Origin of the sequence: Cellulomonas sp. ACRRI, assembly GCF_022346185.1 — a bacterium.
Lineage (GTDB): Bacteria > Actinomycetota > Actinomycetes > Actinomycetales > Cellulomonadaceae > Cellulomonas.
Genome location: NZ_JAKRMS010000107.1, coordinates 1 through 15375 on the forward strand (window position 1 = coordinate 1; position 15375 = coordinate 15375).

12 protein-coding genes are annotated in these 15375 nt (G+C 76.7%); 3 read left to right on the forward strand and 9 right to left on the reverse strand.

Translation table 11 applies throughout. The features are described 5' to 3' along the window. The coding region (gene hrpA, locus MHY85_RS16195; protein WP_374233866.1) for an ATP-dependent RNA helicase HrpA at positions 1-4312 on the forward strand (4312 nt) is incomplete at its 5' end. Positions 4313-4459: 147 nt separating this feature from the next. Here hrpA and MHY85_RS16200 read toward each other — a convergent pair. Next, positions 4460-5848 carry an MFS transporter gene (locus tag MHY85_RS16200; protein ID WP_239198100.1) on the reverse strand — a complete coding sequence of 463 codons (1389 nt, stop codon included), beginning with the start codon at positions 5846-5848 and terminating at the stop codon, positions 4460-4462. A 239-nt stretch (positions 5849-6087) separates the two neighbouring features. On the opposite strand from MHY85_RS16200, the gene MHY85_RS16205 reads away from it, so the two are divergent. Next, positions 6088-6681: a DNA-3-methyladenine glycosylase I gene (locus MHY85_RS16205; protein WP_239198102.1), complete on the forward strand. Its 594-nt coding sequence runs from the start codon at positions 6088-6090 to the stop codon at positions 6679-6681. A gap of 3 nt (positions 6682-6684) precedes the next feature. After that, positions 6685-6882, forward strand: coding sequence for a helix-turn-helix domain-containing protein (locus MHY85_RS16210; RefSeq protein WP_239198104.1), 198 nt, complete (start codon positions 6685-6687; stop codon positions 6880-6882). 17 nt (positions 6883-6899) lie between these two features. Here MHY85_RS16210 and MHY85_RS16215 read toward each other — a convergent pair whose 3' ends face one another. The 8 genes from MHY85_RS16215 to MHY85_RS16250 form a co-directional block, all read right to left on the reverse strand. Then, positions 6900-7838 carry an SMP-30/gluconolactonase/LRE family protein gene (locus MHY85_RS16215; RefSeq protein ID WP_239198106.1) on the reverse strand — a complete coding sequence of 313 codons (939 nt, stop codon included), beginning with the start codon at positions 7836-7838 and terminating at the stop codon, positions 6900-6902. A gap of 37 nt (positions 7839-7875) precedes the next feature. Beyond that, entirely contained in the window at positions 7876-8799 is a 924-nt protein-coding gene (locus MHY85_RS16220) for a dihydrodipicolinate synthase family protein (RefSeq protein WP_154729148.1), read from the reverse strand. 53 nt (positions 8800-8852) lie between these two features. Next, positions 8853-10589, reverse strand: coding sequence for a dihydroxy-acid dehydratase (locus MHY85_RS16225; RefSeq protein ID WP_239198108.1), 1737 nt, complete (start codon positions 10587-10589; stop codon positions 8853-8855). Then, a complete protein-coding gene (locus tag MHY85_RS16230; RefSeq protein ID WP_239198110.1) occupies positions 10586-11434 on the reverse strand; it encodes an SDR family NAD(P)-dependent oxidoreductase in 849 nt (282 codons plus the stop codon). Before MHY85_RS16230 ends, MHY85_RS16225 begins: the two co-directional genes overlap by 4 nt. Beyond that, a complete protein-coding gene (locus tag MHY85_RS16235; RefSeq protein WP_239198112.1) occupies positions 11431-12855 on the reverse strand; it encodes a hypothetical protein in 1425 nt (474 codons plus the stop codon). The genes MHY85_RS16230 and MHY85_RS16235 overlap by 4 nt, the downstream gene beginning before the upstream one ends. Continuing rightward, positions 12852-13661, reverse strand: coding sequence for an HpcH/HpaI aldolase/citrate lyase family protein (locus MHY85_RS16240; protein WP_239198114.1), 810 nt, complete (start codon positions 13659-13661; stop codon positions 12852-12854). Before MHY85_RS16240 ends, MHY85_RS16235 begins: the two co-directional genes overlap by 4 nt. Continuing rightward, on the reverse strand, positions 13658-14665 hold the full coding sequence (locus tag MHY85_RS16245) for a hydroxyacid dehydrogenase (RefSeq protein WP_239198116.1): 1008 nt from the start codon (positions 14663-14665) through the stop codon (positions 13658-13660). The genes MHY85_RS16240 and MHY85_RS16245 overlap by 4 nt, the downstream gene beginning before the upstream one ends. Beyond that, positions 14662-15375: dihydrodipicolinate synthase family protein (locus tag MHY85_RS16250; protein ID WP_374233871.1), on the reverse strand; the 714-nt coding region annotated here is incomplete at its 5' end. The genes MHY85_RS16250 and MHY85_RS16245, both read right to left, overlap by 4 nt.

Below are 15375 nucleotides of genomic sequence, written 5' to 3' on the forward strand. Positions count from 1 at the left end.
TCCCGGCCGCGCCCAGAACCCCCGCCGCGGCCGGGAGGCCCGCGCCCGCCGCCTGACCGCCCTCGCCGACGCCCGGCGCGCCGTGGTCCTCCCGCCGGTCGTCTACCCCGAGCAGCTCCCCGTCTCGGCGCGCCGCCGCGAGATCGCCGACGCGATCCGCGACCACCAGGTCGTCATCGTCGCGGGCGAGACCGGCTCCGGGAAGACCACCCAGCTCCCCAAGATCGCCCTGGAGCTCGGCCGCGGCCGGGACGGGCAGATCGGCCACACCCAGCCCCGCCGGATCGCCGCGCGCACGGTCGCCGAGCGGATCGCCGAGGAGCTCGGCACGTCGATCGGCGAGCTCGTCGGCTACCAGGTGCGATTCACCGACGAGTCGTCCGAGCGGACGCTGGTCAAGGTCATGACCGACGGCATCCTGCTCGCGCAGATCCAGCGCGACCCGGAGCTGCGCGCCTACGACACGCTCATCATCGACGAAGCGCACGAGCGGTCGCTCAACATCGACTTCATCCTGGGCTACCTCGCGCAGCTGCTGCCGCGGCGCCCCGACCTCAAGGTCGTCATCACGTCGGCGACGATCGACTCCGCGCGGTTCGCCGCGCACTTCGCCGGCCCCGCGGACGACGAGCACCCCGACGGCGTCCCGGCACCGGTCGTCGAGGTCACGGGACGCACCTACCCGGTGGAGATCCGGTACCGGCCGCTGTCCCCGGACCGGCCGACGGACGACCCCGACGACCTGGACGCCGACGACGCCCGCCCGCGCGCCGGCTCCCGCGGCGCCGCCTCGAAGGGCGCGAAGACCCCGCCCCCCGCCGAGGACCGCGACCTCATGTCCGCCATCTGCGAGGCCGTGGACGAGCTCGCGGCCGAGGGACCCGGCGACGTGCTGGTGTTCCTGTCCGGCGAGCGGGAGATCCGGGACGCCGAGGAGGCGCTGCGCGGCCACCTGGGCCCGCGCGTGCAGGACGCGCGTCGCCCGGACGCCGTCGAGCTGCTGCCGCTGTACGGCCGGCTGTCCGCCGCGGAGCAGCACCGGGTGTTCCAGCCGCACGGCACCCGCCGCGTCGTGCTGGCCACCAACGTCGCCGAGACGTCCCTGACCGTGCCGGGGATCCGGTACGTCGTCGACCCGGGCACCGCGCGCATCTCCCGGTACTCCAAGGCCACCAAGGTGCAGCGGCTGCCGATCGAGCCGATCTCCCAGGCGTCGGCGAACCAGCGGTCCGGCCGGTGCGGCCGCGTCGCCGACGGCATCGCGATCCGCCTGTACTCCGAGGACGACTTCGCGTCCCGACCCCGGTTCACCGAGCCCGAGATCCTGCGCACCTCGCTCGCCTCGGTGATCCTGCAGATGATCTCCGTCGGGGTGGCGGCCGGGCCGGACGACGTGGCGTCGTTCCCGTTCGTCGACCCGCCGGACACCCGCGCGGTCCGCGACGGCGTCCAGCTGCTCACCGAGCTCGGCGCCCTCGACGCGTCGCAGGGCGGCACCCGGCTCACCGAGACCGGGCGGGCGCTCGCCCAGCTGCCGATGGACCCGCGGCTGGCGCGGATGATCGTCGAGGGCGGCCGCCGGGGCGTCGCGCGCGAGGTGATGATCGTCGCCGCCGCGCTGTCGATCCAGGACCCGCGCGAGCGCCCGGTCGAGCAGCGCGCCCAGGCCGACCAGATGCACGCCCGGTTCGCCGACCCGACCTCCGACTTCCTGGCGTACCTGAACCTCTGGCAGTACGTGCGCGACGCGCAGCGCGACCTGTCCGGGTCCGCGTTCCGCCGGCTGTGCCGGTCGGAGTACCTCAACTACCTGCGCCTGCGGGAGTGGCAGGACGTCGTCACGCAGCTCAAGGAGCTCGCGAAGCCCCTCGGCATCACGATGAACCCGCCGCGCCGCACCGACCGCGACCTCTCCGAGGAGCGGGACCCGGCGACGGAGGGCCGCGGCGCGCACCGGCTGGAGTGGGACGCCGACCGGGTGCACGTCGCGCTGCTGTCCGGTCTGCTGTCGCAGATCGGCATGCAGGAGGCGTCGGACCTCTCGGGTGCGTCCGCTCCCCGCGGCAAGGGCCGTAGTGACGGCGGCCGGACGCCCGACCGGCGCGGCCGCAACGAGTACCTCGGCGCGCGCGGCGCCAAGTTCGCGATCTTCCCGGGCTCCGGGCTGGCCAAGAAGCCGCCGGCCTGGGTGATGGCGGGCGAGCTCGTCGAGACCTCCCGGCTCTGGGCCCGCGACGCCGCGCGCATCCAGCCCGAGTGGGCCGAGGACCTGGCCGGGCACCTGGTGAAGCGGTCGTACTCCGAGCCGTCCTGGTCGTCCAAGCAGGGCGCCGCCATGGCCCTGGAGCGGGTCATGCTCTACGGCGTCCCGATCGTCACCGGGCGGCGGGTGCTGTTCGGCACGGTCGACGCCGAGCACGCGCGCGAGCTGTTCATCCGGCACGCGCTGGTCGAGGGCGACTGGACCACGCACCACGCGTTCTTCGCCGAGAACCGCCGGCTCCTGAAGGAGGCCGAGGACCTCGAGGCCCGGTCCCGGCGCCGGGGTCTCGTGGTCGACGACGACGCGCTGTTCGACTTCTACGACGAGCGGATCCCGGACGACGTCGTGTCCGCGCGGCACTTCGACCAGTGGTGGAAGGTCGCCCGCCGCGAGGACCCGGACCTGCTGACGTTCACCCGCGAGCTGCTCGTGGCCGACGACGCCGGGGTGGACGAGTCGTCGTTCCCGTCGACCTGGCCGCAGGGCGACCTGGCGCTGCCGCTGACCTACCAGTTCCAGCCGGGCGCCGACGCCGACGGCGTCACCGTCCACGTCCCGCTGGTCGCGCTGGCCCGGGTGCGGCCCGAGGGCTTCGACTGGATGGTCCCGGGGCTGCGCGAGGAGCTGGTGACGGCGACCATCCGCGCGCTGCCGAAGCCGGTGCGCGTGCAGCTCGTGCCCGCGCCGGACGTCGCGCGCGACGTCGTGGGCTGGCTCGACGCGCACACCGCCTCCTGGGAGGACACCGTGCGGGCCGCCGACGCCGCCCCGTCGTACGAGACCGCCTTCCGGCAGGCGGTCCGGGCGCTGCGGGACGTCGACGTGCCGGACGGCGCCATCGACCTCGACCGGCTGCCGCCGCACCTGCGGATGACGTTCCGGGTCGTGGACGACCGCGGCCGCGTGCTCGACGAGGGCAAGGAGCTCGCCGTGCTGCAGCGCACGCTCGCGGCCCGGACCCAGGACGCGGTGAGCACCGCCGTCCGGACCGCGGTGCGGGACGCGATGGCGGACGCGCGGACCCGGTCCGGGGCGTCGGCCGACGACGCCGGGGGCACGGCGGCTCCCGCGCGCGGCGGTGCCGCCGTCCCCGGTCCCGGCGCCCGGCCGGCGACGCCCGCGCTGCCCGGCTTCGACGGCACCGACCTCGACACCTGGCCCGCGGACCTGCCCGGCGGCACGCTGCCCGAGCGCGTCGAGACGCAGGACGCCAGCGGCCTGACCGTGCGGGGCTACCCCGCGCTGGTCGAGCACGGCGCGGGCCCGGCGGCGACCGTCCGGGTCGAGGTGCTGGCCGACGCGGGCGACCAGGCCGTCCGGCACCGCCGCGGCCTGCGCCGGCTGCTGCTCCGCGACGTCGGCCTGGCCACGGGTCGGATCACGTCGCGGTGGTCCGGCACGCAGGCGCTGACGCTCGCGGCCAGCCCGTACCCGAGCACCGAGGCGCTGGTCGCCGACGTGCAGCTCGCGACGGTCGACCGGCTGCTGACCGAGCACCTGGCCGGTCGACCCGCCACCGCCGTCCGGTCCGCCGACACCTACGCCGCCGCGCGCGGCTTCGTCCGCGACCGGCTCGAGGACGCCGTGCACCGCGTGGTGCAGGACCTGGTCGGGGTGCTCGCCGCCGCGCGCGACCTCGACGGCGCCGTGCGCGGCACCCGTTCGCTGGCGCTGCTCGGCACCGTCCGCGACGTGCAGGAGCAGGCCGAGCGGCTGGTGCACGACGGGTTCGTCTCCGAGACCGGCGCCGACCGGCTGCCCCACCTCGCGCGGTACCTGCGCGCGGCGGCGCACCGGCTCGAGAAGGCCGCCGGCAACCCGGCGCGCGACGAGCAGCTCGCCTGGCAGGTCCGGGACCTGGAGCAGCTGCTCGGGCAGACCCGTGCGCGGGTGACGAGCCGGACGCCCGTGCCGGCCGACCTCGCGGCGCTCGACGACGTCCGCTGGCTGCTGGAGGAGCTCCGGGTGAGCCTGTTCGCGCAGCAGCTCGGCACCCCGGTGCCGGTGAGCGAGAAGCGCATCCGGAAGGCCCTGTCGGCCCTGGCCTGAGCCCGGCGGCCCGGCGGCCCGGCCCGGTCTCCCTCACCCGGCCAGCACGGCGCCGAGATAGGACCGCCGCGGCGAGATAGGACCGTGGGCAGTCCTATCTCGCGCGCGCGGTCCTATCTCGGCGCACGGGTGCGGTGGTCGCGGCGGTCAGTCCGCGTGGGACGAGCGCGCGTAGTCCTGGTCCTTCGTCTCCTTCGACAGGACCAGCGCGAGCAGGGTCAGCACGCCCATCGCCGACAGGTACACCCCGACCAGCCAGGTGCTGCCGTCGGCCGCGGCCCACAGGGCGAGCGCGACGATCGGGGCCAGCGCGGCCCCGAGGATCGACGACACGTTGTAGGCGACCGCCGAGCCCGTGTACCGGACGTTCGTCGGGAACAGCTCGGGCAGCAGCGCACCCATCGGGCCGAACGTCGCGCCCATGAGCAGGAAGCCGAGCACCAGGAACGCCTGGGTCAGCGCGCCGGTGAACACCAGGTCGTCCCGCACCGTGAGGAACAGCGGGAACGTCAGCCCGAACACGACGATCGCCGACGTGACGCCGATGAGCAGGCGCCGGCGGCCGAGCCGGTCGGCCAGGGGGCCGGACAGCATCGTGAAGATGCCGAAGAACAGCACGCCGATGATCTGCATGAGCACGAAGTGCACGTACGGGATCCCCAGGCCGCCGGGCTCGCCGTCCTCGGGGGCGACGGCGCGGGTGCCGTAGGTCAGCGTGAAGTTGGTCATCAGGTAGAACAGCACGTAGGTCGCCAGCATGATGAACGTGCCGAGCAGGGTCTCGCGCCAGTGGAACTTCAGCGTCGTGCCGAGCGGCACCTTGGTGATGGTGCCCTTCTTCTCGGCCTGGGTGAACGCCTCGGACTCGACCAGCTTGAGCCGCACCCACAGGCCGATGACCACCATCACGGCGGAGAACAGGAACGGCACGCGCCAGCCCCAGGACATGAACGCGTCCGAGCCCTGGCCGAGCGCGCCGTTGATGATCAGGAAGATGCCGTTGGCGATGATGAAGCCGAGCGGGGCGCCGAGCTGCGGGAACGTGCCGTACCAGGCGCGCTTGCCGGCCGGGGCGTTCTCGGTCGCGACCAGCGCCGCGCCGGACCACTCGCCGCCGAGCGCGAAGCCCTGCGCGAGCCGCAGCACCAGGAGGGCGACGGTCGCGCCGACCCCGATGTGGCCGAACGTCGGCAGCAGGCCGATGAGGAACGTCGCGACGCCCATCGTGAGCAGCGAGTAGACCAGGGTGGTCTTGCGGCCGCGGCGGTCGCCGAGGTGGCCGAAGAAGATGGCGCCGATGGGGCGGGCGACCATCGCGGCGCCGAAGACCGCGAACGACGCGAGCAGCGCCGTCGTGTCGTTGCCCGTCGGGAAGAACAGCTTCGGGAACACGAGGACGGCGGCCGTCGCGTACACGTAGAAGTCGTAGAACTCGATGGTGGTGCCCACGAGGCTCGCCGCGATGACGCGGGACGGCGAGTTGAGCGGCCGGGACGCGGCCGGCGGCGTGGTGGTGGGCGCGGTGGTGGCTGACATGGGTGGCGACTCCTCGACGATCCGGGTGGCGCGGACCACCGGTGACGTCGGGGTCGGCTCCAGGTCGGCTCGCGGGACGGTCGGTGCTCCAGCGCCCGGCCGACCTTACGCCGTCTCACGAGTCAGACAAGTGGCGACCGCATCGTGGACGCCTCGTCCCCGTCGTCCCCAGCCGACGAGGTGGCGCGGGTTGTGGAGGGCGGCCGCCGGGTGTCGGACACCTGCGGCAGAGTGGCGGCATGACGAGCAGCGACGCCCCCGCAGACCGCCGCCGGTGCTTCGGCGACGGCGACCCGCTCTACGAGCAGTACCACGACGAGGAGTGGGGCCGCCCGGTGCACGGCGAGCGGGAGCTCTACGAGCGCCTGACCCTCGAGGCGTTCCAGTCGGGCCTCGCGTGGATCACGATCCTGCGCCGCCGCGAGGGGTTCCGGGCGGCCTTCGACGGGTTCGACCCCGCCGTGGTCGCCGGGTACGACGAGCACGACGTCGAGCGGCTCATGGCCGACACCCGGATCATCCGGAACCGGGCCAAGATCACGGCCGCCGTCGCCAACGCGCGCGCCCTGCTCGACCTGCACGGCCGCGGGCTCAGCCTCGACGAGGTGTTCTGGTCGGCGGCGCCGGTCGACGCGGCCCCGCGGCCGCGGCCGCGGACGTTCGCCGAGCTGCCCGCGTCCACCCCGGAGTCGGCGGCGCTCGCCAAGGAGCTCAAGCGGCACGGGTTCCGGTTCGTCGGGCCGACCACGGCGTACGCGGCGATGCAGGCGTGCGGCGTCGTCGACGACCACCTCGCGGGCTGCCCGGTGGTCCTGGACCGCGTCACGGGGTGACGGGTGGACCGCCGTGACGACGTGCGACGCGCGCGCGGTCTGACCCAGTCCGCCCTCGCCGAGCGGGCCGCGGTGCAGCAGGCCGACATCAGCCGGATCGAGCGAGGACTCGGGAACCCCACGCGGGACACGCTGGTCCGGCTGGCGGATGCGCTCGGCGCCCGGCTCACCCTGGCACCCGGGGCCGACCTCCCGCCCTGAGCCCTCCCTGCGCCGGGTCAGCCCTCCCCGAACGCCCGCACCGGCAGCCCGTCGACCGCCACGTCCACCCCGAGCACGGCCCCCGCCAGCGGGTCCCCGTCCGCGTGCGCGGTCGTCACGTACGCCCGCCCGGACCCGGGCGCCCCGAACCCCAGGCAGGTGACCTGCGCCGTCGGCACCCGCACCGCCCCGAGCGGGCTGCCGTCCGGCGCGAACCGCAGGACGGCGCCACCGCCGTACAGCGCCACCCACAGGCAGCCGTCGGCGTCCACGGTCGTGCCGTCCGGCTTCGGGCCGGACGGGTCGAAGGACAGGAAGGCCTCCGGCACCCCCGCGCTGCCCGTCGCCTGGTCGTACGGCGCCCGGTACACGGTCCAGGTGCCGGTGTCGGTCAGGTAGAGCGTCGCCCCGTCCGGGCTCCACTGGACGCCGTTGCCGCAGCCGACCCCGGTGATCGCCGCGGTCACCTCCAGGGGGCCGTCGCCCTCGCCGCGCGCCACCACGCGGTACACCGTGCCGTCGCCGACCGAGCCGTCGCGCGGCATGGTCGCGACCCAGAGCCGGCCGGCGCCGTCGCACGCGCCGTCGTTGAACCGGTAGCCCGCGGGCATCCCCTCCGGCCGGGTGAGCGGCCCGAGCGTCGTCCCGTCGTGCACCCCGAGCCCGTCGGCGGTCGCGAGCAGCAGGCCGCCGCGCGCAGCGGGCCACGCGACGGAGACCTGCGACGGCACGCTGGTCACGGCGTCCCGCGCGTGGTCCCCGCCGGCCCACTGGTGCACGCTGCACGCGTCGATGTCGACCCAGACCACGGAGCCGTCGCGGGCGTCGTGCAGCGGCCGTTCGCCGAGCCGGGCCCGGACCTCGCCGAGCACCCGCGCCTCGGGGGCGTCCCGGGGGACGAGGCCCCGCGTGTCGATCCGGCGGTCGGGCAGCGGGACGGTGCGCAGGTCGGTCACCCCAGGGAGCCTCGCACGGCCGCGGCCCGGCCGCGCGTCACGCGGCCCGGGCCGACAGCGTGCGGGCGCGCAGCAGGTCGAACAGCCGGTCCACCTCCTCGCGGGTCTCGTGGTCGAGCACGAAGCCGTGCGGCGCCCGTGCGTCGGTGCGCTCGAGCACGCCCTGCCGGACCAGCAGGTGCTTCTCGACGGCCACGAACACGTCGATCGAGGTCTGCAGCGCGACGAGGGCGGACAGGGGTCCGCTGATCTCGTACGCGGTGTCCCACCTGCCGGCCTCGACGAGCTCCCAGAGCCGCACGATCGCCCAGGTCACCTCCGCTCCCGGCATGGTCCCGACGACGCCGCGCCGGTAGGAGTCGACGAGCGCGGCGCCGCCGGTGCCCTCGAAGACGCGGGCGCGGCCGCCGGTCGCCTCGCGCAGCTGGGTGAGGCGCTGGCCGATCGGGGCCGCCTCCGGCTTGAAGTACACCCGCTCGCCGTACCGGTCCAGCAGCCGCATCTGCAGGTCGATGGACAGCGACCGGCCCACGTACCCGGACGCGTCCTGGACGACCACGCCCAGGCCGGTGGCCTCGACGATCGCGGAGTAGTAGCCGAACAGGGCGTCGTCCCCGAGCTGCACCGTGATCGGCGGGATCGCCATGACGGCGTCGGCGCCGACGGCCTCGGCGTGCCGCGCGGCCTCGACCGCGCCGAACGTCGACTCGGCGCCGCAGCTCACGACGGCCAGGGCCCCGCGGGCGCGCGCCTGCTCGGCGACCACCTCCGCGAGCCGGGCGCACTCGGTCGAGGTCATGCGCAGGATCTCGCTGACCATGCCGGTGGTGACGCCGTGGGCGCCCTGGTCGACGACCCAGTCGACCTCGCGGCGCAGCGCGGCCTCGTCGATCGTCCCGTCGGCGGTGAACGGGGTCTGGACGACCGGCAGGACGCCGGCCAGGGGCCGCGGTGCGGACATCGGGTCTCCTCGGTGAGTGGGTCGTGCGGTCGGGTGGGGGTCGCGGGGCGCGGTCACGAGCGGCCCACGACGGGTTCGACGAAGGTGCGGTGCGCCGGGGTGGGCGCGGTCAGGAAGTCCAGGTCGGCGCCGCGGTCGGCCTGCAGCACGTGGTCGGCGTAGAGGCGCGGCCAGCCGCGCAGGTGCCGCGCCCCCGCCCGCGGGGCCGCCCCGCGGGCGGACCGCCGGCGTGCCAGCTCGGCGTCCGGCACGAGCAGGTCGAGACGCCGCGCGGGGACGTCGAGCCGGACGCGGTCGCCGTCCTCGACGAGCCCGAGCGGGCCGCCCACGGCCGCCTCGGGCGCGACGTGCAGCACCACGGTGCCGAACGACGTGCCGCTCATCCGGCCGTCGCTGACGCGCACCATGTCGCGGACGCCGCGCTCCACGAGGCGCTGCGGGATCGGCGCCATGCCCCACTCGGGCATGCCAGGCACGCCGACGGGGCCGCAGCCGCGGACGACGAGGACGTCGCCGGGGTCGACGTCGAGCGCGGGGTCGTCGAGCCGGGTCCGCATGTCGTCGTAGGAGTCGAAGACCACGGCCCGCCCGGTGTGCGCGAGCAGGTCGGGGCTCGCGGCGGCGACCTTGATCACGGCGCCCGACGGGGCGAGCGTGCCGGAGACGGCCGCGAGGGTCGGGGCCGGCAGCACGGGGTCGGCGAGCGTCCGCACCAGCGAGCCGTCCGCCCCCGGCGCGGGGTAGCCCGGCAGGACGTCGCGCCACGCGCGCCCGTCGCCGGCCACGGCGTCCAGGTCGACCAGGCCCCCGGCGCCCAGCGCGGCGAGCACCGTCGGCAGCCCGCCGTCGCGGCGCAGCCGGTGCACCAGGCCCGACCCGCACGGCTCGACGTCCGCGAGCAGCGGCACGTCCCGCCACAGGGCGTCGAACCGGTCGAGGGACGCGTCGAGCCCCAGCCGCCCGGCGACCGCGGCCAGGTGGATGACGGCGTTCGTGGAGCCGCCCACGGCCGCGAGCACCCGCGCCGCGGTGTCGAGAGCCGCCTGGGTGAGCCGGCCCGACGGGCGCTCGTCGGCCCGCACCATGGCGACGAGCCGCTCGCCCGTCGCCCGGGCCGCCGCCTCGATGTCGGGGCCCACGGCGTCGAGCAGGGCGGTCCCCGGCAGGGCCATGCCCATCGCCTCGGTCAGCATCGCGAGCGTCGACGCCGTGCCCATGACGTTGCAGGCGCCGGGGCCGGCGCACGCCAGGCACTGCTCCAGGCCGCGCCAGCCGGCGTCGTCGAGCACGCCGGCGCGCCGGTCGTCGAGCGCGCGCCACAGGTCGGTGCCCGCCCCCAGCGCCCGGCCGCGGAACTCCGGCGCCGACCGCGCGCCGCCGAGCAGCAGCAGGGCGGGCACGTCCGCGCTGGCGGCGGCCATGAGCGCGGCGGGGACGGTCTTGTCGCAGTTCGCGAGGTGGACGACGCCGTCGAGCGGGTACGCGCGGACGGTCTCCTCGAGCTCCATCGCGACGAGGTTCCGGTAGAGCATCGCGGACGGCTTCATCAGGTCCTCGCCCAGCGACATCACGGGGAACCGCACCGGGACGCCGCCCGCCGCGCGGACCCCGTCGGCGACGTGCTCGGCGAGCGCGGTGAACCCGGCGTTGCACGGGTTGAGGTCGGAGGCGGTGTCCGCGATGCCGATCACGGGGCGGCCGGCGTCCTCGGGCCCGAGCCGCAGGGCGACCCGGTGCAGCACGGCCACCTCGTCGTCCCCGGCGAACCAGCCGGCGCTGCGTAGCGTCACGCGCCCACCCCCGACCGCCGCGCGCCCGCGTCCTCGGGGTCTGCCCCGAGCGCCGAGGTCCAGCCGCCGTCGATCGCGATCGTCTGCCCGGACACGTACGACGCGTCGTCGGAGAGCAGGAAGGCGACGACCGCGGCGACCTCCTCCGGCTCGGCGATGCGCAGGGCCGGCGACCGCCGGGCGAGGAACGCCTCGGCCGCCGCGGGGTCCGGGGCGCGCCCGAAGGACGCCTCGAGCGCGGGGGACCGCACTGCGCCCGGGGCGACGGCGTTGGCCCGGATGCCGCGGGCCGCGTAGGTCACGGCCACCGACCGGGTGAGCGCCTCGACCGCGGCCTTGGTCATCTCGTAGACGGTGTGCTCGGGGTAGGCGGCGCGGCCGTGCACGGACGACATGGTGACCACCGACCCGCCGAGGCCCTCGGCGACCCAGTGCGCGACGGCGGTCTCGCAGCCCCACAGCGAGCCGAGCTGGTTCCCGCGGACCATGTCGAGCGTGACCTGCTCGGACAGCTCGGTGAGCCCGTTGCGGACGGTGGTGCCGGCGCAGTTCACCCAGCCGCCGAGCGGCGCCAGCCCGAGCGCCGCCGCGAGCAGCCGGGGGTGCAGGGCGCGATCGGCGACGTCGCCCACGCACCCGGCCGCGGTCCCGCCGGCGGCCACGACCTCGGCCACCACCGCGTCCACCCGACCGGCGTCGCGGCCGACGACCACGACGGCCCAGCCGTCCGCGGCGAGCCGGTGCGCGATCGCCCGGCCGATCCCGGAGGACGAGCCGGTGACGACGACGGAGCGGCCGGTCGGGGCGGTGGGCCGAGCGGCGGACGGTGCGGCGGGAGCGGTCATGCGGTCACCTCGCGGGGTCGGGGCAGGGCGGCGACGAGGGCGTCGGCGGCGTCGGTCAGGTCCTCCAGGCCGCCCGGGGCCAGGAGCGTCTGCCACACCTGGTACCGGTCGCGGTCGTAGGAGGCCCGGTCCGGCAGGTAGACGAACCCGGGGCCGTTGGTGAGGTTGAGGACGAGCACCGCGCGGTCGGGGTGCCGGCGGCGCAGCTCGGTCTGCAGGGCGGAGAACGCCTCGCCCGGGTGCGCCACCAGCACGGCGTCGCCGAGGCCCCAGACCCACAGCGGGTGGGCGGCGACGCCGTCCGCCACGTAGCCGTCGGCCAGCCGGGTGGCGCGGCGCACGCGCTCCGCGGCCGCGACCGGGTCGATCCCGGCCCACTGCTCGGCGACCTGCGCCGCGGTCGGCGCCGGCCGCGCCGCGAGCGGGACGGTGCGCGCGACGCAGCGCACCCCGGCCGGGTCGGGGGCGGGCTCGCGGACCCACAGGCCGAGCGGGGCGCCGGACTCGACCACGCCGTCGAACCGCAGCCGGGTGCCGGGGTCACCGAGCTGCTCGAGCACGGCCAGGGCGGCGTGCCCGAGCGCCCGGCCGTTGCGGTCCGCCTGCTCGGTGCCCGGCCCGTACTGCTCGCGGGGCGACAGCTCGCCCGAGGCGCCCTGCAGGAACAGGCACGGCGCCCCCGTCGCGGCCTCGACCACCTCGCGCGCGGCCCCCACGAGGTCGGGCGACACCAGGCTGTTGCGGTGCGCGAGCGTGGTCGGGTGGCAGGCGTAGTTGAGCAGGACGCCGAGCGGCGCCCCGCCGGCGGCCGGCGACACCCGCCCGACGACGAGGGTGCCGTCGGCGGGCGTCCCCGGGTCGAACGCGACGACGTCCCGGTCCCCGCACGGCAGGTTCCGGGCGACGGCCAGGTCGGACCACCCCGAGCCCCAGGTGACCACGGCGTCGACGGCGGCGTCCCGCGCCGTGCGGCAGGCGGTGCGCGCCCCCGCCTCGAGGCTGCGCTGGTAGCCGTCGAGGAGGTCCGCCCCGGGCAGGTCCAGCCCCAGGTCCGACACCGACGGGCCCGCGTGGGTGTGCACCAGGTGCAGCAGCAGGTCGTCGGGCTCCGCCCGCAGGGCCCGCAGCAGCGGGTCGCGCAGCCGCTCGAAGGACGCCGCGTCCCGCCACCAGCCCAGGTCGAGCGTCAGCAGGTACCGCCACCGCCCGGCGCCCGGGTCGTGGAAGGCGAGCGCGGTGGCGGTCAGCGGCCGGTGCACGCCGGTGGCGACCTCGGTGCGGGACGCGCCCCAGTTGTGGGCCCGCACGCCGACCGGCGGGGTGATGTCCGCGCGGCCGACGCCGGCGCGCAGCCGGGACTCCCGCGGGGTCCAGGTCGTCACGGCCGGCGCGACGTCGCGCAGCACGGGCGCCCCGGTCACCGCGCACCCCCGGCCGGCGCGGCCGGCGCACCGGCCCGCGGGTCGCCGCCGGCCCGCGCGAGTGCGTCCGCCGAGCCGGCCCGCAGCAGGGTCGTGTCGGTGGCGACGGTGAGCATCCGCACGCCGCGCGCCTGCCAGTACGCCGCCATCTCGGGAGTCGCGCAGTGCAGGCCCAGCACGGTCCCCGCGCCGGCCGCCGCGGCCACGAGGCCGTCGAGCGCCGCGTGCACGTCCGGCGAGGTCGCGTAGGTCGCGCGACCGTGGCCGAGGGACAGCGCGAGGTCGTTCGGCCCGACGTAGACCGCGGCCACGCCCGGCACCGCTGCGATCGCCGCGGCGTTCCGCAGCCCGGCCGCCGTCTCCACCATGACGACCACGAGCCGGCCGGCGTCCGCCTCGGCCGGCGAGGGCGCCGCGCCGTCGACGTCGCCCCACACCGGGCCCCAGGACCGGACGCCGCCGGGCGGGTAGGTGCACGCGGCGACCGCGGCCGCCGCCTGCTCCGGGGTGTCGACCATGGGGACGACCACCCCGTCCGCGCCCAGGTCCAGCGCGCGCATCATCGGCTCCGGATCGGGCCCGGGCACCCGGACGAGCGTCGTCGCCGGGGTGTGCCGCAGGGCCTGCAGGACCGGGAGCACCGTGCCGGGGCCGGTCATCCCGTGCTGCAGGTCGACGCACACGTAGTCGTAGCCGGCCCGGCCGAGCAGCTCCGCCACCACCGGGTCGGGCAGCGTGCTCCACACGCCGCGCGCCGGCTGCCCCGCCGTCCACCGCTCCCGCACCCGTGCCCCGTGCCCGCTCATGCCATCCGCTCCAGGTCCTCGTCCGTCACCGCGTGCCGCAGCGCGTCGCCGCGCGCGTACCGCGCCACCTCGTCCGCCACGATGCCGCCCTGCCGCAGCCGGCCCTCCACGGTGCCCGCCGCGTGGTGCGGCGTGAGCAGCACGTTCGGCAGCCCCCGCAGCGGGTGGTCGCCGGGGAGCGGCTCCTCGTCGAACACGTCCAGCGCCGCGTCGATCCGCCCGGTGCGCAGCTCGGCCAGCAGGGCCGCCTCGTCCACCAGCCAGGACCGCGCGGTGTTGACCAGGCCGGCCCCGTCGGGCAGCAGGGCCAGGCGTCGTGCGTCGATCAGGTGCCGGGTCGCGGGCAGCGAGGGCGCGTGCAGCACCACGACCCGCGAGCGCCGCAGCAGGTCGTCCAGCGCGACGGGCTCCACCCCCAGCGTCGCGGCGTCCTCCGTGGTCAGGTAGGGGTCGCTGACCAGGACGTGCGCGCCGAGCGCCCGGAGCAGCGCGATGTTCGCCCGGCCCGTTCGCGAGGCGCCGACCACGCCGATCGTGGTCCCGAGCACCTCGTGCCGCGGGGGCGCCGCCTCCGCGGCGGCCCAGGGCGCGCCCGCGTGCAGCGCGTGGTCGAACCGCGGCACGCGGTGCAGCAGCGCGAGGGTGAACGCGAGCGCCACCTCGGCGACCGACCGCGCCATCCCCTGCCCGGCCTGCGTCACCGCGATCCCGCGCGCCGCGACGGCGGGCGTGAGGAACGGCCGGACCGTCGCGCCGGTGTGCGCGACGAGGCCGAGCGCCGGCAGCCGGTCGAGCAGGCCGGCGTCCAGCGGCGGCTGCCCCCAGGTGGTGACCAGCACGCGGACCCCGGGCCAGCGGGTCGCGCCGGCGAGCGCCGCGCCACCGTCGAGCCACGCCACGTCCCCGCCCAGCGCGGCGGCCGCCGCGCGCAGCTCCGCCTCGGCGGCGGCGTCGAAGAACGCGGCCCGGAGGTCCGGCGGCACCGCGACCAGGACGGCCGTCACGCCAGCCACCCGTCGAGGTGCTCGGCGACGAACGCGTCGTCGGACAGCCAGGGGTGCAGCCGGAGCACCCGGTCGATCTCGGCCGCCTGCCCCGGCGACAGGGTCTCGTCCGGGTCGAGGCACCAGGTGCCGGCGAGCAGGCCCTGCCGGCGCAGCACCTCGTGCACGCCCGCGATGCAGCCGGCGAACCCGTGCTGCGGGTCGAACAGCGCCGCGTTGGCGTCGGTGACCGCGGCGGACCGCGCGACCAGGTCGGCCAGCGCCTCCCGGTCGCCGGCGCGCGCCCGCCCCGCCTGCGCGTGCAGCTCGACGGCGCGACGCGTCCACACCGACCAGTGCCCGAGCAGCCCGCCCACCACCCGCCGCGTGACCGGCGCGCCGTCCGGCCCGTCGAAGGTGAGGTCGGCCAGCAGGTCCGCGACGATCGCGTCGTCGTTCCCCGTGTAGAGGGCGATCTCCGCCCCGCGGGACGCGCCGGCGACGGCGCGCGCCACGTCGAGGGTGCGGTACCGGTCGAACGGCGCCGCCTTGATCGCCACCACCGCCTCCAGCTCCGCGAACCGGCGCCAGAAGTCGAGGGAGAGCCGGGGCCCGCGGATGGCGGACTGCAGGTAGAAACCGATCACCGGCAGCACCTCGCCGACGGCCGCGGCCCGCTCGACCGCGTGGTCCTCGAGCCGGGCGGGGTCCGCGAGCAGGGGGTCGCCGGG

Excerpts from the sequence above, each read along its gene's own strand:
- MHY85_RS16200 (WP_239198100.1), bottom strand. The coding sequence starts at position 5,848 with ATGTCAGCCACCACCGCGCCCACCACCACGCCGCCGGCCGCGTCCCGG.
- MHY85_RS16205 (WP_239198102.1), top strand. The coding sequence starts at position 6,088 with ATGACGAGCAGCGACGCCCCCGCAGACCGCCGCCGGTGCTTCGGCGAC.
- MHY85_RS16220 (WP_154729148.1), bottom strand. The coding sequence starts at position 8,799 with ATGTCCGCACCGCGGCCCCTGGCCGGCGTCCTGCCGGTCGTCCAGACC.
- MHY85_RS16230 (WP_239198110.1), bottom strand. The coding sequence starts at position 11,434 with ATGACCGCTCCCGCCGCACCGTCCGCCGCTCGGCCCACCGCCCCGACC.
- MHY85_RS16240 (WP_239198114.1), bottom strand. The coding sequence starts at position 13,661 with ATGAGCGGGCACGGGGCACGGGTGCGGGAGCGGTGGACGGCGGGGCAG.